Here is an 18,401-nt window from a genome sequence, read left to right on the forward strand (position 1 = left end):
GCCCGCTCGCTCGACCACGCGGGGGTGAAGGCCGCGCGCATTTGCGTGCTCGCGGCCTCGGTGCGTCGTGGTGCGGGAGGGCGCTTGGGTGCTGGTTACTGCGTCTGGGGTTGGTGTTCCAAGCGAGGTCGGGAGCAACCGCGCGGCCCCGGGCGGACCTTTCCTCCCTTGCCACGTGGTTGGGCGGGGCAGGCCTCGCCCGGACCCGCCCCCGGAAAGCACACCCCCACCACTCGGGACGTGCATCCAACGCTTCTGCCTGGTGGTCTGCCGTCCGTTGCGTCGTGGGGGCGGATCCGGCTCCGCCGGTCTGTACCTTCCCAAGCGGTGACCGTTTTGGAAGCCAAAGGTTCTGGTCGGGCGCGTCCACAGACCGCCGTTTCCAGCGGGTGACCGTCCTGGAAGCCCCCAAGTCCGTTTCACCCCCTGGGGCGGGGGTTGCGGGAGCGCCACCCGACACCCCCTGCGGCCGGGCCGAACAAGAGCGCGCGACCCTACCCCGCGCGACCTGCGGTGGGAGCGATGCCCCCCGGCTACGGCTGAGCACTCCAAGAGGGGGGACAACCCCCAGGGGCGCGGCGGGTCAGGTACCCGCGGCCTTCACCCCACGGGTCCGCGGAGCCGGGTACGCCCTCGTCAACCCCCTGGAGCCGGGGTGCCGATCCATGCTCACCGGCTGTGCTGGAGGCCCGGAGACAACGCACGCTCCACCCTCCACGGCGTTAAAGAGGGTGAGGTAGGTGAGCGCGGCCCTGCCCCCCACAACCCGGGTGGAAGCGACACCCTCCCGCTGTGGCCGGGGCCCCGGTCCGCCGACCGGCAGTGGCCGGGCGCCCCGGTCGGGCCGAAGCCACTACGGCCCCTGCCCAGCACCGGGCAGGAGCCGACCGCCCCGTTCGAACGCAGAACCACCGCGGCGCCGGCCCCCGGCCGGCGCCCCCGGGTCAGCCGCGTACCCGCTCCGCCGCGAGCATCACCACGCGCTCCAGGTCCTCGCGCGGGACCTCTTCGCCGTGCGCGATCACCGTGACGTACAGGTCCCCCGGCAGCGACAGGTACAGGTGGCGGGTGCTCCCGTCCACCGTCCCCACGTACTCCAGGTCTCCGCCCAGGGAGTCGGCCTCGTCCGTGTGGTAGGTGTCGACGTCCACGTCGATGTCCACCTCCCAGTTCATCTCCTCCTCGGCCCCGGGCACCGTCACCACGTCGGGGCTCAGGCTCGGGTCGACGTTGAGGGTGAACACCAGGGTGACCGCGGACGCGCCCGCGGTCCCGTCGCTGAACGAGCAGGTCAGCTGCTCCGCGTCGGCGAACCCCTCGACCTCGCCCCGCTCCTCCGCCAGCACGGTCCCGGGTGCCAGGTCGCCGACGACCTCCGCGGCACCCGCCTCCGCGCACGACTCCGGGAGCGCGTACCGCGCGGTCTCCTCCTCCGCCTCCTCTTCCTCCCCGGGGCTGGGGTCGGCACTCGCCTCCGGGCTCGGGGAGGCCTCCCCGCTCCCCGAGAAGAGGGTGAAGTCCGTGTCGAACTCGTCGAACTCGACGACGTCACAGCCGACCAGGACGAATCCGCCGATCACGGCGGCGACGGCGGCCGTGCCCAGGCACGACAGGGGGGAGGAGGGGATCAGTCGCATGGGTGGCTCTCGATGTTCGGAAGGGCGCCGGACGAATGCGGACGGTTCCGGCGGGGGACACAGGGAAACTTAGCAACTCCGCCGACGGTACGGCACAAACCGCAGTCCGGCGCACCCCGGGCGAACGCACGCGGGGCGCCGGGAGACCGGTGCGTGCACCGTTCCCCGGCGCCCCGCGCCGGAAAGGCCTTCGGGCGGGGTCCCGCCCCGCCGGCCGCCCTAGAAGTTGATCATGTGGCCGGAGAGCCCGTGCACGGCCTCCTTGACGGCCTCGCTGAGCGTCGGGTGCGCGTGGATGTTGCGCGACACCTCGTGGACGGTCAGGTCCCACTGCTGGGCCAGGGTCAGCTCCGGCAGCAGCTCCGTGACGTCGGGGCCGACCAGGTGCGCGCCCAGGATCTCCCCGTACTTGGCGTCGGAGAGGACCTTGACGAACCCGCGGCTGTCGCCGATGCCGTGCGCCTTGCCGTTGGCCATGAACGGGAACTTGGCCACCTGCACGTCGAACCCGGCCTCGCGGGCCTCGTTCTCGGTGTAGCCGAAGCTCGCGATCTGCGGCTGGCAGTAGGTCGCGCGCGGGATGAACTTGTAGTCGATCTCCTGGGTCTCGGCCCCGGCGATGGTCTCCACCGCCACGATGCCCATGGCCTCGGCGGTGTGCGCCAGCATGAGCTTGGCGGTGACGTCGCCGATCGCGAAGAGGTGCGGCACGTTGGTCCGGCCGCGGCCGTCGATGGCGATGGCGCCCCGCTCGGTCAGCTCCACCCCGGTCTTCTCCAGGCCGTAGCCCTCGACGTTGGGCGCGAACCCGATGGCCTGGAGCAGCTTGTCGGCCTCCAGCACCTGCTGGGCGCCGTCGGTGCCGGTGACGGTGACCTTGACGTTGCTCCCGGTGTCCTCCACGCTCTCGACCCGGGTGGAGGTGAGGACCTTGACGCCGAGCTTCTTGTAGGCGCGGGAGAGCTCCTTGGAGACCTCCTCGTCCTCCAGGGGGACGAGGCGGTCGAGGAACTCGACGATGGTGACGTCCACGCCGTAGTTGGCCAGGACGTAGGCGAACTCGACGCCGATGGCGCCCGCGCCGGCGATGATGATGCTGCCGGGGAGCTCGGATTCGAGGATCTGCTCCTCGTAGGTGACGACCCGCTCGGACAGCTCCGTGCCGGGGAGCAGCTTGGTGGAGGAGCCGGCGGCGATCACCGCGTGGTCGAAGGTGACGGTCTCGCTGGAGCCGTCGCCGCCCGTGACCTCGATGGTGTGGTCGTCCACGAAGGTGCCGCGGCCGTCGATCTCGGCGATCTTGTTCTTCTTCATGAGGAAGTGGACGCCCTTGACGCGGCCGTCCGCGACCTCGCGGCTGCGGCTGAACGCCTTGCCGTAGTCGAACTCCACCTTGCCCTCGACCTTGATGCCGAAGAAGTCGGCCTCGTTGGCGAAGAGGTGGGCGAGTTCGGCGTTGCGGAGCAGGGCCTTGGAGGGGATGCACCCCACGTTGAGGCAGACGCCGCCCCAGTACTTCTCCTCGATGACGGCGGTACTGAGACCGAGCTGGGCGGCCCGGATCGCGGCGACGTAGCCGCCCGGGCCCGCTCCGAGAACGACCAGATCGAAGTGTCGCTGCCCCATGACGGGATCTCCTTGAGTGTGCTCGTGACTCACCCAGCGCGGTCGGCCTGCCGGGATGTCGGATTGCCGAACGCCAGCCTAGCCGGGTGCGCGCTCCCCGTGGGCGACCGCGGGTTCCGCGCCGGTCCCCCCGGCGTTCACCTGCGCGTTCGCGCCCCGGTCCGGGAACCGGGGCGGGACCGGCCGGCGTGCTCAGGGGGCGGTGGGGAGCCCGTGGTCCTCGGGGTGGGGCTCGATGACCACGGGTTCGACGCCGGCCTCCTCGCGCGCGGTGCGGGCGTCGATACAGGCCTGGTCGCAGTCGTCGACCAGCGGCGGGCGCTCCTGCGGGGTGTTGAGGATGTCGTGGAGGATCCGGGCGCGGGGGTCCTCCCCGCCCTGGGGGGCGCCCTCCCCCGCGCCGGAGGGGGCTTCGCCCCGGGCGGGTCCGCCCGCGGCGCCCGGGTCGGGGACGGCCGTGCCGCCGCCCGCCGCGGGGTCGGCCGCGGTCTCCTCGGGGACCTCTTCGGCGGGGTCGGCGAGCAGCGGTGTGGTGCGGCGCTCGCCCGCGCCCCGGTCCCGGTCGGGTTCGGAGGCCCCGGCGGGGACGGGGAGCGCGAACGCGGCGGCGACCTCCACCCCCAGGTAGGCGGTGCCGCCGACCACCAGTCCGGCCGCCGCCGCCAGCGCCGCCCGCACCACCCACGGGTTCTCCCGCGCGGTGGCGGTCGCGTCCCGCTCCCGCCCTTCGTCGCGGGCCCCGGTGCCGGGGCCCGCGGCCTGGACCGGCTCCGGGATCGGGGCGGGTTCCGGCTCCGGGGCGGTGGCGGAGGGGGTGTCGGACACGGGGGACTCCGGTTTCACGGTGGGGGGTGCCGGGCGCGCCGCGGCGCGTCCGGGCGCCGGTGGAAGCGCCCGTGCCCGGCGCCGGAGGCGGCGCCGGACCGGGCTCGGCTCGGGTGGGGGCCGGTCGGCGGGAGCGACCGGGACATCCCGGTGTCGGTGGAGGCGGCGTGAGGGGTCGGTGGAGGCGGTGTGCTCCCGCTCAGGAATCCGTGCCGGGCGGGGGCGGCCACTTCCAGCGCGGCGCCCACGCCCAGCTGTCCGAGACCCCGGGGGGCATCGGCGGCATCAGGTGCGCACCCGGCGGGCGGCCGTCGTCGGGCGGGACGTACCCGCGGGGTCCGGGCTCCTCCGGGGTCTGCGGCCACGGCTCCGGGTCCGCCGACGGCCACGCCTCGGGGTCGTGCCGGGCCATCGGCCAGGGCTCCACCTCCGGCTCCAGCGCCGGGAGCGCGTCCCCCGCCTCCGGCTCCGGGGCGGGCTCCTCAGCCCACCCCACCGCCTCGCTCGGGTACGCCTCGGACCACGGGCCGTCGGCCGCCGCCCCCTGCCCGGGGCCGCCGAGCAGGTCGGCGTCCTCCTCCGGCACCAGGGCCGGGAACGTCGACGACGCGGGCCCGGAGTCGACCTCCTCGAAGTGCGCCGCCGCCCCGAAGTGCAGGGGCGGCCGGTGCGCGCCGGTGTCCCCGTGGTCGATCGCGGGGGCCAGCGGGTGGCGGACCGACCCGGCCGGGTGCATGCGCGACCACCACGAGGCGGCCTCGTCCGGATGCAGTTCCTCGATGATCGCGACGCTGCCGGGGATGTGCGGATGGCGGCGGCCCGCGCGCCAGGAGTGGGCGAGCGTCTGCGGCTCCAGCACCAGCACCCGCACGCCGTCCACGAAGGGGATGTCGGCGGGAGCCGCCTCGTTGCCCACCCAGGTCCCGTCCCCGCCGACCAGGTCCCATTCGCCGCGCACCACGTCGGCCAGCGGGTCGGGGGCGGCGTCCAGGCAGGCTGCCACCCACCGCGGGTCCGGGCGGGAGCCCTGGAGGCGGCGGCCCTCCTTGCCGATCAGCGTGTCGGCCAGCAGCGTGTGCAGCTGGAAGTTGTCGCCGATGCCGTCGAAGCGGATCCGGAACCCCCGCCAGGAGCCGCGGTCCAGCACCAGCACCGTGTCCGCCTCGGCCATCCGCAGGAGCTCGCCGACCTCGGTGAACTCCGGCAGCCGGGTGGAGAGGGCGTGCACGATCTGGCTCAGCCCCTCCAGGGCGCCGGAGTCGGCGCGCACGGCCGCGCGCACGCTCGCATCGCCGAGCATGGCCTTGGCGGCGAGCCCGTACCGCAGGCAGGTCCACCAGCCGAGGGTGGCCAGGGGCGCGTTCTCGCCCAGGACCTCCTCGACCCGCTGTTCCTCGGCCTCGGCGACCTCGGTGGGGTGCGGCGGGGCGCCGCCGCCGGTCTTGTCCCAGGCGTGCATGAACGCGACCGCGGCCTGTCCGTAACTGCCGAGCTGGCGCAACACCTCCAGCCCCACCTGTCCGGCGGGCGCACCGGCCTCCACCAGCGCGCCGGCCAGCACCGCGAGGTCGGCGGCTATGCCGGCGACGGACTCGCAGTCGGACAGCACGGGGGCCAGCGCCTCCATGGCGGCCGCCAGCTCCTCCTGCGGGACCTGCGAGGAGAGGCGGAAGACGTCGTGCACGGCCGCGGGGAACCCGGGAGCCTGTTCGGCAGCGGTGTCGAGCACACGTTGGAACGCGGCACGGAACTCTTCAGTCACCCGAGAATCCTTCCATATCACCCCGTATTGTCCGCTGTCCGGTCACGTCAGTCCACATCAGGGCGGCAACGGTTGTGGCGGGCGGGTGATCGGGCCGGAGGGGCGGGCTCTGCCAGGGGCGGGCCCGGGGGCTCCCCGGAGGCCGCCGGCGCGGGTGGGATCAGGGTTCGACGAACCGGATCCCGCGCCCCTCGGGCTCCAGGAACGCCAGGGTGCGCTCGCCCTCGGCGGCGATCGCGTCCCGGTCCCCGGCGCCGACCGGCTCGAACAGGGTGACCTCCAGGGCGGCGGCGCTCCCCCGGGGGCGCACGGTCCTCCAGGAGGCGCGCACGAACCCGTCCACCAGGACCGTGCCGGGGGGCATGCCGTTGCGGGAGGCCAGCCGGGACCGGTGCTCGTGCGGCAGCACCCGGCCGCGGTCGGCGTGGCCGCGCAGGACGTTGTCGAAGTCGTAGAGGAACCGGACCGGGGCGTCGACGTCCCCGCCGGGGCGCGGGGCGTCGGGGAGGTCGAAGAGGACGGTGCCGTCCTCGGCCCGCAGCTCGACGAGGCGGTCGCGCAGCCCGTCGACGACGGGCGCCAGCCGGGTGAGCGAGGACCACGCCTGCACGTCCTTGACGCTCGCGGGGCCGAACGCCGCCAGGTAGCGCAGCACCAGGCCGGCGGGGTCGGGCCCGGCGTCCATGGCCAGCCCGGTCCAGGTGTCGGCGGGGGCGAGGGCGGGGGCCCCGGCGGCGCCCCACACCCCGCGCGGGGGGATCTGCACGAGGGGGAGCCGGTCCTTGACGGCCTGCGCGAGGTGGTCGCCGGGCACCCCGGGCCACAGCTCGGCCAGGCGCTCGCCCAGCTCCCGGGGGGCCAGGGGGCGGTCGAGGAGGAGCCGGTACCCGGCGCGGGCGAGGGCGTCGAGGTCCAGGCCGCGGGTGGCCCGGCCGTGCCGGCTCGCGGAGAAGCCGCGGTCGATCGCGGGCTGCACGGTGGGGCGCAGGAAGCGGCAGTCCCGCGGGGTGACGAGGTGGAGGGTGCCGCGCATGAGGGTGACCCGGACGAGCCCGCCGTCGGTGAGCATGGCGCCGACCCGGTGGGGGTCGAGGTCCTCGATGCGGTTCTCCAGGCCCAGGTACCAGGTGTGGGCGGTCTGGGCCTGGAGGCCGACCAGGCGGGTGACCACGTCGGCGACGGGGAGGCGGGTGCGGGCCAGGAGGAGCTGCCGCTGGAGTGTGGCCCGGTTCAGCGCGCGGGTGCTGAGGACGGTCCCGGCCATGGATGGCTCCCTCGGCGGACTCGGCGACGGGCGACGCCCGCACTGTATCCCGCGCCCCCGACATTTCCCGGCGGTGGACCCGCCCGCAGGCGCGGCGCCGTCCACGGCCCGGTGTCGTCCACGGCGCGGCGCCGTCCACAGGCCCGGCGGCCGGGGTGGCGGGGAGCGGCGGCCCGGGTGGACCATGGACTCGGGGGCGGCACGCTCCCCCGCCGCCGGGGCGCGGTCCCCCCGGTTCCACGCTAGCCTCCCGGGCCGCCGCCCGCGGCCCCCGCCCACAGGCTGTGGACGAGGGCCCCGCCTCAGCCCCGGACACCTCCGCAGGCGCGGGCCCGCGCCGACCGGAGCCCGGCGAGGGCGTGGACGGCGCCCGCCGCGAGGGCGGCCAGCACCAGCGCCGCCGCCACCAGCACCGGGCCGCGCGCGCCCGCCGCGGCGAAGGCGGCCCCGCCCAGCACCGGCCCGGCGGCCGCGCCCAGGTTGAGGGCCGCCGTGGCGAAGGATCCGCCCATGGTGGGCGCCCCGGCCGCGTTCGCCATGACGCGGGCGATGAGGGTGCCGCCCACCGCGAACGACAGCGCGCCCTGGAGCGGGACCAGGGCCAGCAGCGCGGCGGGGTGCGCGGCGACGGCGGCCAGGAGCCCCCAGCCGAGCAGCAGCGCGCCCCCGCCCCAGCCGAGCAGCGCCCGCCAGTACAGGTCCGCGTAGCGGCCCGCCAGCCGGACCCCGGCGAAGGCCCCGGCGCCGAAGAGCGCCAGCACCGCCGGGACCACGGCCGGGGAGAGCCCCGCCGTGTCCGTCACCAGCGGCGCGAGGTAGGTGAACGCGCAGAACGTCGCGCCGTTGACGAGGACGCCGAGCAGCAGGGCGACCAACAGGCGGGCACGCCGCAGCACCGCGAACTCCGCTCCCAGCCCCGGCGCGTCGGCGCGGGACCGGGCATCCCGGGCGGCGGTGCCCTCGGCGCCGGGGGTGCCGTCGGCGCCGGGGGTGCCGTCGGCGCCGGGGGTGCCGTCGGCGCCCCGCCCGGCGTCCCCGATCCGGTCCGGGGTGGCGGCGGCCACCGCGACGAGCGCGGGCACCGAGACCGCGGCCACCGCCCACAGCGTCGAGCGCCAGCCGAACCCGGCGCCCAGGGCGGCCCCCAGCGGGACGCCGGCGACCAGCGCCAGGGTGGTGCCGCCGAGCACCACGGCCAGTCCGCGGGCCCGCAGGCCCGCGGGCACCACGGCGGCGACGACGGACAGGGCGACCGCCAGGAACCCGGCGTTGGCCAGCGCGGCGGCCACCCGGGTGGCGAGCAGGACGGAGAAGTCGTCGGTGAGGGCGCCCGCCGCGTGGGCGGCGGTGAACAGGCCGAGGAACCCGGTCAGGGTCCACCTCGGCGACCACCGGCGGCCCAGTGCGGCCATGGCCGGCGCGCCGACCACCATGCCGACGGCGAAGAACGAGGTCAGCAGCCCGGCCTGCGGGATGGAAACCCCCAGGTCGTCGGCGACGGCGGGCAGCAGCCCGGCGAGCATGAACTCCGAGGTGCCCTGCGCGAAGACCGCGAGGGCGAGCATGTACAGCAGAAAGGGCACGGGTGTCTCCCGAGAGCGTCGTGTGAAGGGTCGGCGGGCGCACGGCGCCGCCGGAGTTCACGAGCGCACGGAGAACGGACCCCGCGGCGGGGGCCGGAGATCTCGTGTCACGTGCCTACCGGCGGACCGGCGGCACGTGTCTGGACGCTTCGGGTGAGGACACGGGACCGAACCTATCCGCCGTCCCGGGGGCGGTGTCCACCGGTTTTCCCGGGGAGGCCGTCGGGGGAGACCGCCGGGGTGGCCGCGCGGTGCCGCCCCGGGTCGGGACCCGCCGCGATCCGCCCTGTGGACAACGGTTCCCGGGCCCCGGTCTACGGCACCCTGGAACCATGGATGTGACGGAGGAATTCGAGTGGCGCGGACACCGGATCGCCTGGGGGCGCGGGGGCGAGGGCCCGCCCCTGGTGCTGTGCCACGGCACGCCGTGGTCCTCGCGCCTGTGGTCGCCGTTCGCCGACGCGCTGTCGCGCGACTTCACCGTGTACCTGTGGGATATGCCGGGTTACGGAGCCTCGGGCAAGGACCCGGGGCACCCGGTCGACCTCGGCGTGCAGGGCGAGGCGTTCGCGGCGCTGCTGGACCACTGGGAGCTGGACCGCCCGCGCGTGGTCGCCCACGACTACGGGGGCGCCGTCTCGCTGCGCGCGGCCCTGCTGCACGGCGCCGACTACCTGGCGCTGTGCCTGGTGGACGTGGTCGCGCTGCGGCCGTGGGGTTCGCCCTTCTTCCGGCTGGTCCGGGAGAACGCGTCCGTGTTCGGCCGGCTCCCGGACGCGGTGCACGAGGGGGCGGTGCGCGCCTACGTCGCCGGGGCCTCGCACCGGGGGCTGCGCGACGCGGACCTCGACACCCTGGTCGCCCCGTGGCTGGGCGGGGAGGGCAAGGCCGCGTTCTACCGGCAGATCGCGCAGGCGGACGAGCGGTTCACGGAGGAGCTGGAGCCGGAGCTGGCGCGGACGCCGTTCCCGGTGCACATCGTGTGGGGCACCGAGGACACGTGGATCCCGGTCGACCGGGCGCACCGGCTGCGGGCGGCGATCCCCGGCAGCACGCTGTCCCTCATCCCGGAGGCCGGCCACCTGATCCAGCTGGACGCCCCGGTGGCCCTGGCCGACGAACTCCGCCGCTGGGCGACCACCCGACCAGCGACACCGTGAGCCCGGCGTGCGCCGGGGCGGGGCGCCGGGGCGGAGCCGCGCGCGACCGGCCGCATGTCCCAGGCCGTCGCGGCCGGGAAGGCGGGCGGTCCGGCGCATCCGGCTCCGGCGGCCGGTGCAGCGACCGGGCACGGGAAGGCCCCGAACGGCCACCGCTCCGCGCAGGGCGGTACCCGCCGCGCCCGGAAAGGCGGTCCGCCCCACGCACCCGCTTGCGGCGGCGGGCGGAGCGGCCGAGCGGCACAAGAGCGCCCCGAAAGGTGCCCGGTCTTTCCGTAGGGCGCGGCCCACACCCGCGCCCCCGGGGCTGTGGGCGGTCCGGTGGCCCGCCCGCAGCGGGCCGGCGGGGCTTCCGGTCGGCCGAGGCGGCTCCCGTCAGGCCCCCGCGCGGCACGGATCATGGGCGGCACCCGTCCCCGCTCCGCCCCGCCTCCCGGCCCGGGTCGAGGAGGGCCGGGTGGACGACGTCAACGGTGGATCGACGGGAGGTGGTCGACGACGGAACTCGGCACGGAACCGGGCCCGGTGTGCAGGGCGCGCAGGGCGCGCACCAGGCGCAGGATCTCCTCCGCGCCCTCCGTAGTGCCCTCCGCCAGGTCGTACACCATCTCCAGGGAGGCGATGACCTCTTCCAGGGTCGGCTGCGCGATGGGCCACTCCCAGCCGGTCGTTCGTGTGCCCGCCCCGCGGTGCGGGCCGCGCGCGCCCTCCCGCTCCTCCCGCAGCAGGAGCAGCGCCTCGTCCACCGACGCGGGCTCGGGTCTCATGAGGCGGGTCCCGCGCGCAGGGCGCCCTCGACCCCGAACTCCCCCCGTGCACGGGCGGGGCTCCGGCCGTGGCCCCGGCCGCGCGCCCGGCTCTGGCCGCCCACCGGGCACGGGTGGGACATGGGGTTGATCGACGTCCACGAGCACCCCTGAGCCGGGCAGGTCCAGTACCCGTCCGCCACCGGTTCCCCGGGGATCACCACCGCCCTGGCTCCGGGCCTCGGGCCGCGCAGCCGTGTGGTCGCCGACCACGGACCGGTCCCGGTCCCGGCGCCCACGGGGACGAACGTCGCCCTGGCGGTACCGGGCGCGGTCTCGATCGCGTGGTCGGCGCCGCCGTCCGGGACCGCAGCGGGTACCGGCACCGGCACCGGCGCGGGCCTCCTCATCGGCGCCCGGGACCGCGCCGGTCCGGCGTCCGCGGCTACCGGGACGGTCGGTACCGCCGCGTGCCGCCCCGCACACGGGGGCACCGCGCCGGAGCCGCGCCCCGTACCGGGACCGTCCACGGCGACGGCCCCCTCGCCGCCGCCCGGGGTCGCCGGGCCGTGCGCGTCGACCCCGGCGGCCTGCGCACGTGCCGACTCGGGCCCGGGATCGGGCTCCACGGGCATGCGCGACGCGCGGTTGCGCCCCGCGCCCGCCCCGGGCCCATCGGACACACGCGGGTCGAAACCCGCTCGTACCGCGTCCGGGGCCGGTTCCCCCACGAAACCGTCCAGGCCGGCCCCCTCCACGGAGTCGGGCGTGTCCGCCACGACCCCGCCGAACAGGCGCGGTTCCGAGCCCGCCGGCACCACGCCCGGGACCGGTGCCCGCACGGAGCCGTCCGGGCCCGCCCCCTCCACGGGATCGCCCACGCCCGCCGTGTGCGGGGGCGCCCAGGACCCCGTCACCGCGTCCGGCCCGGACACCGCCGCCGGCCCGGCCGGGGCCGGCACTGCGGCCGTCGTCGCACCCGCCGCGGCCGGGACCGGCGCCGCCTCCCGGCGCCGGTGCGCTCCGCCGGCGCGCGGTCCGTCGCCGCGTTCCGGCGTCCGCGAGCCCCCCGGGCCCGCGCGGAGCCCACGCTCGGCCTCCCGCAACCGTTCCATCAGCCCCTCCGCCGTGGGCGAGCCCTGCCAGCGGACCGCGGCCGTCCCCTGGTAGAACGCCACGTACGCGCGCAGGCCCGGAGCCCACATCACCGTCCACGTCCGGCCCGCCTCGGCGTTGAGCCGCCGGGCCGCCTCGTACTGTTCGCCGTCGTCCACTCGGTTCCAGGCCATGGCCGGGGTCACCCTCGATCCAGCTCGAACCACACCGTGGTCCGTCCGTCCTCGCAGACGGCCCCCCACCGGTCCGCCTGGAGCGCGACCAGCCTCAGGCCGAAACCGCCCTCGCGTTCCAGGTCCTGCTCGCGTACGCGGGGTTTCCCGGAGCCGTCGCGGGCCCCCTGGTCGGTCACCCGGACCCGCACGCACCCCCGCAGCCGGTACAGCGCCACGACGACCGTGCCTCCCGGCAGTCCGCTGCGCGTGTGCCGGACGGCGTTGGTGAACAGCTCGCTCACCAGACCCTGGAGGACGTCGGTCCGCTCCCCGGGCAGCAGGGCGAGTTCGGCGAGCCGCCGGCGCACCTCCCCCGTCCGCTCGGGAACGCCCGGGACCGTGAGGGAGTGCTCCAGTCCACCGCTCGCGACGTCCAGGACAATCGCGGCCCGGCCGCACGGGGCGGGCGTGCGCCGCGAGGGCGGCACGGGGCCGGGTGGCTCCGGACTGGGCGGGCGGGGCACCAGTTCTTCGACGTCGTCGCTGGAAGCCGTGTTCTGCTCTTGACGGGGTTCCATGCGGGTCACCGATCCCATTCTGTGCTCTTCCGCCTTCCGCATCGTTGTCCGACGACGCCAAGAACCACCCAGAAGAACCGAGAAGGGTACAAAGACCCTTTCGGTTACCGTGCGCCTTCGTGACAACACCTTGAGGTAGCCGTTTGGGAAAAGGCCAGCGAATCAACCACAGGGACAACATTTCGGTGAATCGGTTGCGAGTGGTTGAGAAGGCGTTGCATCGTGGTTATCCCCGGTTTCCTTCGCTTGGACAGGTGACGAATGTCGGATCGCCGCAAGCCCGAATGGGCCAAGGTGGGCAAGGAACTCGCGGCCCTGCGCCGCACCGCCAAGCTGACCCAGGCGGAGCTCGCGCCTTACGCCAACGTGGTTGCCGCGCACGTGTCCGCTTGGGAGAACGGCAAGCGGGGCATGAGCGAGGAGCAGGTCTTCCGGCTCGACCGGGCCCTCTCGGCCAACGGCCAGCTGACCCGCGCCTGGGAGAGAAGCCAGGAGACCGAAACCATCCCACCCTGGTACAAAAAGGTCCCGAAGCTGGAACAGAAGTCAACCGAACTCCGGGAGTACCAGTCCCAGATTTTTCCGGGACTCATCCAGACCCCCGAGTACGCCCGCACAACGATTCGCGACGCATTGCCGTGGGCCAGTGCCACCGAGGTGGAAGAGATGGTGCTGGCGAGGCAAAAGAGGCAAGAGATACTTGTGAGGGACCACCCTCCGCTAGTGTCTATCGTGGTAGAGGCGTTCGTCCTAGACCTCGTCATGGGGGACGAAACTACCCAAATCGCCCAGTTGAACTGGGTCCTGCAGCTTGTCGAGGAAGGAAGGATCCGCTTCCAGGTCACCCCTCCGCGTTCCCAGTACCATCCCGGGACCGCAGGCCCGTTCCGGATCTACACCTTCCCCGGCGATCCGCCGACGGCCTCCGCCGAGTACGCAGGCGGCGAGGTGCTCATGGACGATCAGGAGACCGTGCAGAAGCGCATGACCATCTTCGGGCTTCTGCAAGCCGAGGCACTGCCGATGGGGGCCAGCGTTGAATACGTCAGGAAGGTCAGGGAAAGCATTGAAGAGCAGGCACGAGCTCGGGCAGCCGCCGTGGCACAAGAGCAGCTACAGCTCCGGCGAGGGTAGCTGCGTGGAGGTCTCCGAGGGGCCGAGCACCCTCGTCAGGGACACCCAGAACCGCCCCCTCGGGCACATCGACTACTCCGCGCGCGCGTGGACGGTCTTCCTCCGGGGCGTGAAGTCCCACGTCTGAGTCCGGGTGGACGACCACCGCGCGGGACGACCGGCTCCAGAGCGGTCGCCGCACCGCCGCGGGCGTCGGCACCGAGGTCTCCGGAGGGCTCCCCGTCCTTGCCCGCGACACCCGGAACACCCTCCGGGACACCTCGGCCGTGACCCCGGCGCCCGGGCGGCTCCACCGCGCGGTGCGAGAACCCGGACCCACGGGCTCGGCCCCCGCCCGACGGCCGACCGGTATCCACCGGTCGGCCGTTCCTTTTTTCCCGGTCCGGAATTCTCTTCCGCCATGAAATTATCGATAAGCATCCAATTCAGTCATTCACCATCGCTCCCTCGGATTCCCGGGAGCACCGGGCGCCCCCTGGCGCCGTGACCGGCGCGGCGGCCCGCCAAGGCTCCGGGCGCCGTCGCCCCGAGCGCCTCAGGGCCCGCTGCGGAACCGCGCGATGTACTCCCCCGGGGTCATCCCGAAGTGCCCCTTGAACACCCGCCGGAAGGCGCTCGTGCTGGTGTAGCCGACCCGGCGCGCCACGGCGTCGAGCAGCGTGTGCGAGCGGAGCAGGATGCCCGCCGCCTCCATCCTGTTCCTGATCCGCCACTGGCGCAGGGTCATGCCCGTCTGCGCCAGGAAGGCCCGCTCGATCGTGCGCGCGGAGGAGTGCACGGACGCGGCCAGCTCGTTCACGCTGCGGTCGTCCCCGGGGTTGAACCGCAGGGACTCCGCCACCAGCAGGGCCGACTCGGTGGTCGGCAGGGGCAGCGCCGTGACCAGGACCGGCCGCTCCTCGATCAGCGCGAGGATCTGGCGGGCGATGTTCACGTTGGGCCGGATGAGGCTGTAGCTCGCCTGGATGAACCCCAGGAACAGGGTGCGCAGGTCGCGGTCGACCGTGATGGCGGTCGACTCCCGCAGCGTGGTGGCCGTGACGGCGACGTCGAAGAACATCGGCAGCAGCACCGAGTTCTCCCGCACGGTGAACGCGTGCGGGGTGCGGGCCGGGAGCCAGAGCGCGTGGCCCGACGCCAGGACGCGCGGCTCCCCGTCGATCGTGAAGTCCGACTCGCCCCGGGCCTGCCAGAGCAGGAGGTGCTTGTCGTCCTCGATCATCCCCTCCAGGGAGACGGGGGGAAGGTGGACCCGCCAGGGGGAGCCCGCGGCCGACCCGGATTCCGGCACTCGTGGTTTCGGCATGGCCCCCAGCCTGGTCCGGAGCGGCGTGCGCCGGAACGCGCTGCCGCAAACTGCACCCACCCTGTCGCAAACTGCGTCCCGCATAAGGATAGGTTTACCTAACCTTATCGTCAGGGGATCTCACCCGGCCGCGCCCGCCCCCCGCCGCGGCCCGCACACCCCTGCCCCGGACCACGAGAGGACTCCCATGACCGTCACCACCCCCGTCCCCCGGAGACCGCGGGCGCTGCCCGCGCTGGCGCTGGCGGCCGTGGTCGCGCTGTCCGGCTGTGCCTCGCCGGACGGCGCGGACCCCGAGGGGGCGCCGGAGGGCCCGGCCGCCGACCTGCTCCCGGCGGCCGAGGGGACCACGGAGTACCCGCTGACGCTGACCACCTGGGCCGGGGAGACCGTCCTGGAGGAGCGGCCCGAGCGCGTGGCGGTCATCGGGTTCTCCCCCAACCTGGACGCGCTGGAGGCGATCGGCGCGACGCCGGTCTACGCCCTGAGCGACGAGGACTGGGAGTGGCGGGACCCGGAGTGGCTCTCCGGCGTCGAGGTCGTGGACACCGCCACCCGCCGCGACCCCCTCAACTTCGAGGGGATCGCCGCGTCCGCGCCCGACCTCATCGTCGCCGCCAACTTCATCTTCGACGAGAACGACTACGAGCGGCTGAGCGACATCGCCCCGGTCCTGGACAACCCCGAGCAGGTCGAGGGCGACCAGATCGACTGGCGCGAGACCCAGCGCATGGTCGGCGAGGCCCTGGACCTGGGCGCCGCGGCCGAGGAGGCGATCGACGGGGCAGAGCAGGCGGTCGGGGCCGTGGCGGCCGAGCACCCGGAGTTCGCGGGCCGGACCATCACCATCGCCTACGACTACGCCGAGACCGGCATGGACTACTACACCGTGACGGGCGGCACCGCCGAGGGCATCGTCGGGCAGCTGGGCTTCGAGCCGAACCCGCTCGCGGAGGAGTTCGTCGCCGACCCCGGGGTGTCCGAGGAGCGGCTGGGCCTGCTCGACGCCGACCTGCTCGTCGTGTTCTACAACAACGACGCCGACCGGCGGGCGCGCGAGGAGGGCGAGCTCTTCCGGACGCTGGCACCGGTCGCCGAGGACCGCTACGTCTCCGTCCTCTCCGACGAGGAGGGGTCGGGCGGCAACGCCACGTGGGTGCTGCGGCGCGGCGCGAGCGCGCTGAGCGTGCCCTGGGCCGTCGAGGTGGTGGCCGGCTGGGCCGAGGAGGTCGACCTCGCCTGACCGGGCGCGGACCCCTCGGAGCAGTCGGACCCCGGAGAAGAAGAGGTGGCTCTCCCGTGTCAGGGACGAGAACGTGAGGACGGCGCCCGTGGCCGGGGCCGCGGAGCCGGCGGACGGCACGGACGCGCCGCCCCGGCACGCCCGCCGGGTGCTCGGGCTGCTGCTGCTCCTGGCCGCCCTGGCGGTCGCGGTGCCGGCCGGCCTGGCCTTCGGGGCCAACCCGCTCTCCCCCGGGCAGGTGTGGTGGGGCCTGTGGCGGCCGGACGGGTCCGAGGAGGCGCTCATCGTGTGGACGCTCCGCGTCCCGCGCACGGTGGCGGGCCTGCTGGTGGGCGCGGCCTTCGGGGTGGCGGGAGCGCTGATCCAGGCGCTCACCCGCAACCCGCTGGCCGACGCCGGCATCCTGGGGATCAACGCCGGAGCGGGGTTCGCGGTGACCCTGGGCGTGGGCTTCCTCGGCCTGTCGGGCATCACCGGCTACATCTGGTTCGCCTTCGCGGGTGCGGCGGCGGCCACGGTCCTGGTCTACGTCATCGGCTCGGCCGGCCGGGGCCCCGCGGCGCCGGTCACGCTCGTGCTCGCGGGTGTCGCGCTGGGCGCCGTGCTGACGAGTTCCGCCACGTTCCTGACGCTGATCGACGAGGACACCTTCCGGTCGGTCCGCGCCTGGGGCCTGGGGTCCATCGCCCGCACGGGCCTGGACGACACCCTCGCCGTGCTGCCGTTCCTCCTCGCCGGAACGGTCCTCGCCCTCGCCGTGGCGGGCTCGCTGAACGCGATCGCGCTCGGCGACGACCTGGCCGCGTCCCTGGGCGCCAGGGTGCGGCGCACCCGTGTGCTCGGCGTCGTCGCGGTGGCCCTGCTGGCCGGCGGGGCGACCGCGCTGACCGGGGGGATCGCCTTCGTGGGCCTCATGGTGCCGCACGTCGTGCGGTGGTTCACGGGTCCGGACCAGCGGTGGATCATCGCGTGCTCGGCCGTGGCCGCGGCGGTGCTCGTCCTGGCGTCGGACGTCGTGGGCAGGGTGGTCGCCAGGCCCTCCGAGATCGAGGTCGGCATCGTGACCGCCGTGGTCGGCGCTCCGGTCCTGATCGCGCTGGTGCGGCGCAGGAAGGCGAGCGGCCTGTGAGCACCGTGTCCCGCCCACGCGGCGCCGGTACCCCCTCCCCTCGGGTGGACTTCGGCTACGCCACCGCCACCCTGCGGGCCCGTCGGCTCTCCGTGCGGATCCCCGTCCGGCTGCTGCTCGTCTCGCTGGTCCTGTTCGCCGTCGCCGTCGCCGCGGCGACGGCCGCGATCACGGTCGGGGACTACCCCCTGACCCTCGGCGAGGTGGCGGCGGCCCTCGGCGGCGGGGGCGAACCCTTCCAGCGCACCATCGTCGTCGAGTGGCGGCTGCCCGTCGCCGTCGCCGTCGTCGTGTTCGGCGCGCTGCTGGGCATCGGCGGGGCCGTCTTCCAGTCCCTGACGCGCAACCCCCTCGGCTCGCCGGACGTGATCGGTTTCGACGCGGGCTCCTACACCGCCGTGGTGCTGACCATCCTGGTCCTCGGTTCCAGCGACTACTGGTCGATCGCCTCCGCGGCGCTGGCGGGCGGCCTGGGGACGGCGCTGGCCGTCTACCTCCTCGCCTACCGGCGGGGCGTCGTCGGGTTCCGGCTGATCATCGTCGGTATCGGTGTCTCCGCGATGCTGGGCTCGGTCAACGCGTACCTCATCACCCGCGCGGAGATCGACGACGCGATGGCGGTGGGCTTCTGGGGCGCCGGCTCGGTCTCCCGGGTCTCGTGGAACGGCCTGGCGCCCTCGCTGGCGATCGCGGCGGCGATCGTGCTCGCCGCGGCCCTGCTCGCCCCCGCGCTGCGGCGGCTGGAGCTGGGGGACGACGCGGCCGTGACGCTGGGGACCCGCACCGGCCCGGTACGCCTGGGGCTGATGGTGACGGGGGTGGCCACCTCCGCGCTGGTGACCGCGGCGGCGGGCCCCATCGGGTTCATCGCCCTGGTCGCGCCCCAGCTGGCGCGGCGCCTCACGCGGTCGCCGGGGGTGAGCCTGCTGTCGTCGGCCGCCATGGGTGCGGTGCTGCTGGCCGGCGCCCACGTGCTCTCGCTGGCGGTCGCCCAGGTGTACCGGCCCGTCCCGGTCGGCCTGATCACCGTGTGCCTGGGCGGCCTGTACCTGATCCGGCTCCTGGTCGGGGAGACCCGTGGCCACTACACGGGGCCCCGGTGACCGACCGCGTCCGGCGGGGGGCGGCTAGGGTCGG

15 protein-coding genes and 1 pseudogene are annotated in these 18,401 nt (G+C 74.9%); 6 read left to right on the top strand and 10 right to left on the bottom strand.

Annotation, left to right across the window (positions count from 1 at the left end; translation table 11 throughout):
* Positions 1-944: 944 nt before the first annotated feature.
* From BUE45_RS29355 to BUE45_RS29380, 6 genes and pseudogenes are all read right to left on the bottom strand, one after another.
* Complete coding sequence (locus BUE45_RS29355) at positions 945-1,637, bottom strand: hypothetical protein (RefSeq protein WP_073384178.1); 693 nt, start codon at positions 1,635-1,637, stop codon at positions 945-947.
* Positions 1,638-1,856: 219 nt separating this feature from the next.
* On the bottom strand, positions 1,857-3,263 hold the full coding sequence (gene lpdA / locus BUE45_RS29360) for a dihydrolipoyl dehydrogenase (RefSeq protein ID WP_073384179.1): 1,407 nt from the start codon (positions 3,261-3,263) through the stop codon (positions 1,857-1,859).
* A gap of 192 nt (positions 3,264-3,455) precedes the next feature.
* Entirely contained in the window at positions 3,456-4,088 is a 633-nt protein-coding gene (locus tag BUE45_RS29365) for a hypothetical protein (RefSeq protein WP_073384180.1), read from the bottom strand.
* Positions 4,089-4,287: 199 nt separating this feature from the next.
* Positions 4,288-5,850 carry a hypothetical protein gene (locus BUE45_RS29370; protein WP_073384181.1) on the bottom strand — a complete coding sequence of 521 codons (1,563 nt, stop codon included), beginning with the start codon at positions 5,848-5,850 and terminating at the stop codon, positions 4,288-4,290.
* A gap of 160 nt (positions 5,851-6,010) precedes the next feature.
* Positions 6,011-7,114 (bottom strand): winged helix DNA-binding domain-containing protein, encoded by a 1,104-nt coding sequence (locus tag BUE45_RS29375; RefSeq protein WP_073384182.1) that lies wholly within the window; start codon positions 7,112-7,114, stop codon positions 6,011-6,013.
* A gap of 334 nt (positions 7,115-7,448) precedes the next feature.
* Positions 7,449-8,697, bottom strand: a pseudogene (locus BUE45_RS29380) (MFS transporter); the annotation flags it as partial.
* Positions 8,698-9,029: 332 nt separating this feature from the next.
* Between BUE45_RS29380 and BUE45_RS29385 the strand changes: the two are divergent.
* A complete protein-coding gene (locus BUE45_RS29385; RefSeq protein WP_073384184.1) occupies positions 9,030-9,857 on the top strand; it encodes an alpha/beta fold hydrolase in 828 nt (275 codons plus the stop codon).
* Positions 9,858-10,324: 467 nt separating this feature from the next.
* On the opposite strand, the gene BUE45_RS29390 is transcribed toward BUE45_RS29385, so the two are convergent.
* The 3 genes from BUE45_RS29390 to BUE45_RS29400 are packed head-to-tail and all read right to left on the bottom strand — an operon-like array spanning position 10,325 to position 12,452.
* Positions 10,325-10,624, bottom strand: a complete 300-nt coding sequence (locus BUE45_RS29390; protein ID WP_143173522.1) for a hypothetical protein — start codon at positions 10,622-10,624, stop codon at positions 10,325-10,327.
* Positions 10,621-11,892, bottom strand: coding sequence for a hypothetical protein (locus tag BUE45_RS32755; protein WP_178378693.1), 1,272 nt, complete (start codon positions 11,890-11,892; stop codon positions 10,621-10,623). The genes BUE45_RS29390 and BUE45_RS32755 overlap by 4 nt, the downstream gene beginning before the upstream one ends.
* Positions 11,893-11,900: 8 nt before the next feature.
* Positions 11,901-12,452: an ATP-binding protein gene (locus BUE45_RS29400; RefSeq protein WP_084738143.1), complete on the bottom strand. Its 552-nt coding sequence runs from the start codon at positions 12,450-12,452 to the stop codon at positions 11,901-11,903.
* Between the two features lie 261 nt (positions 12,453-12,713).
* On the opposite strand from BUE45_RS29400, the gene BUE45_RS29405 reads away from it, so the two are divergent.
* Together BUE45_RS29405 and BUE45_RS34035 are read left to right on the top strand one after the other, a co-directional pair.
* Positions 12,714-13,586, top strand: a complete 873-nt coding sequence (locus BUE45_RS29405; protein ID WP_073384187.1) for a helix-turn-helix domain-containing protein — start codon at positions 12,714-12,716, stop codon at positions 13,584-13,586.
* A gap of 4 nt (positions 13,587-13,590) precedes the next feature.
* Positions 13,591-13,713: a DUF397 domain-containing protein gene (locus BUE45_RS34035; protein WP_342746061.1), complete on the top strand. Its 123-nt coding sequence runs from the start codon at positions 13,591-13,593 to the stop codon at positions 13,711-13,713.
* A 408-nt stretch (positions 13,714-14,121) separates the two neighbouring features.
* On the opposite strand, the gene BUE45_RS29415 is transcribed toward BUE45_RS34035, so the two are convergent.
* Positions 14,122-14,892 (bottom strand): AraC family transcriptional regulator, encoded by a 771-nt coding sequence (locus tag BUE45_RS29415; protein ID WP_073384189.1) that lies wholly within the window; start codon positions 14,890-14,892, stop codon positions 14,122-14,124.
* A gap of 187 nt (positions 14,893-15,079) precedes the next feature.
* Here BUE45_RS29415 and BUE45_RS29420 point away from each other — a divergent pair, with 187 nt between their 5' ends.
* From BUE45_RS29420 to BUE45_RS29430, 3 genes are all read left to right on the top strand, one after another.
* Positions 15,080-16,135: an ABC transporter substrate-binding protein gene (locus BUE45_RS29420; RefSeq protein WP_073384190.1), complete on the top strand. Its 1,056-nt coding sequence runs from the start codon at positions 15,080-15,082 to the stop codon at positions 16,133-16,135.
* Between the two features lie 73 nt (positions 16,136-16,208).
* Positions 16,209-17,264 (top strand): FecCD family ABC transporter permease, encoded by a 1,056-nt coding sequence (locus BUE45_RS29425; protein ID WP_245833564.1) that lies wholly within the window; start codon positions 16,209-16,211, stop codon positions 17,262-17,264.
* Positions 17,261-18,367 (top strand): FecCD family ABC transporter permease, encoded by a 1,107-nt coding sequence (locus BUE45_RS29430; protein WP_073384192.1) that lies wholly within the window; start codon positions 17,261-17,263, stop codon positions 18,365-18,367. The genes BUE45_RS29425 and BUE45_RS29430 overlap by 4 nt, the downstream gene beginning before the upstream one ends.
* The last annotated feature ends 34 nt before the right edge of the window (positions 18,368-18,401 follow it).

Origin of the sequence: Nocardiopsis flavescens, assembly GCF_900141985.1 — a bacterium.
GTDB classification, from domain to species: Bacteria; Actinomycetota; Actinomycetes; order Streptosporangiales; family Streptosporangiaceae; genus Nocardiopsis; species Nocardiopsis flavescens.

Bases quoted from the DNA above. Each gene is read 5' to 3' on its own strand.
- BUE45_RS32755 (WP_178378693.1), bottom strand. From the start codon at position 11,892: ATGGCCTGGAACCGAGTGGACGACGGCGAACAGTACGAGGCGGCCCGG.
- BUE45_RS29385 (WP_073384184.1), top strand. From the start codon at position 9,030: ATGGATGTGACGGAGGAATTCGAGTGGCGCGGACACCGGATCGCCTGG.
- BUE45_RS29400 (WP_084738143.1), bottom strand. From the start codon at position 12,452: ATGGAACCCCGTCAAGAGCAGAACACGGCTTCCAGCGACGACGTCGAA.
- lpdA (WP_073384179.1), bottom strand. From the start codon at position 3,263: ATGGGGCAGCGACACTTCGATCTGGTCGTTCTCGGAGCGGGCCCGGGC.
- BUE45_RS29415 (WP_073384189.1), bottom strand. From the start codon at position 14,892: ATGCCGAAACCACGAGTGCCGGAATCCGGGTCGGCCGCGGGCTCCCCC.
- BUE45_RS29355 (WP_073384178.1), bottom strand. From the start codon at position 1,637: ATGCGACTGATCCCCTCCTCCCCCCTGTCGTGCCTGGGCACGGCCGCC.
- BUE45_RS29405 (WP_073384187.1), top strand. From the start codon at position 12,714: ATGTCGGATCGCCGCAAGCCCGAATGGGCCAAGGTGGGCAAGGAACTC.
- BUE45_RS29375 (WP_073384182.1), bottom strand. From the start codon at position 7,114: ATGGCCGGGACCGTCCTCAGCACCCGCGCGCTGAACCGGGCCACACTC.
- BUE45_RS29420 (WP_073384190.1), top strand. From the start codon at position 15,080: ATGACCGTCACCACCCCCGTCCCCCGGAGACCGCGGGCGCTGCCCGCG.
- BUE45_RS29390 (WP_143173522.1), bottom strand. From the start codon at position 10,624: ATGAGACCCGAGCCCGCGTCGGTGGACGAGGCGCTGCTCCTGCTGCGG.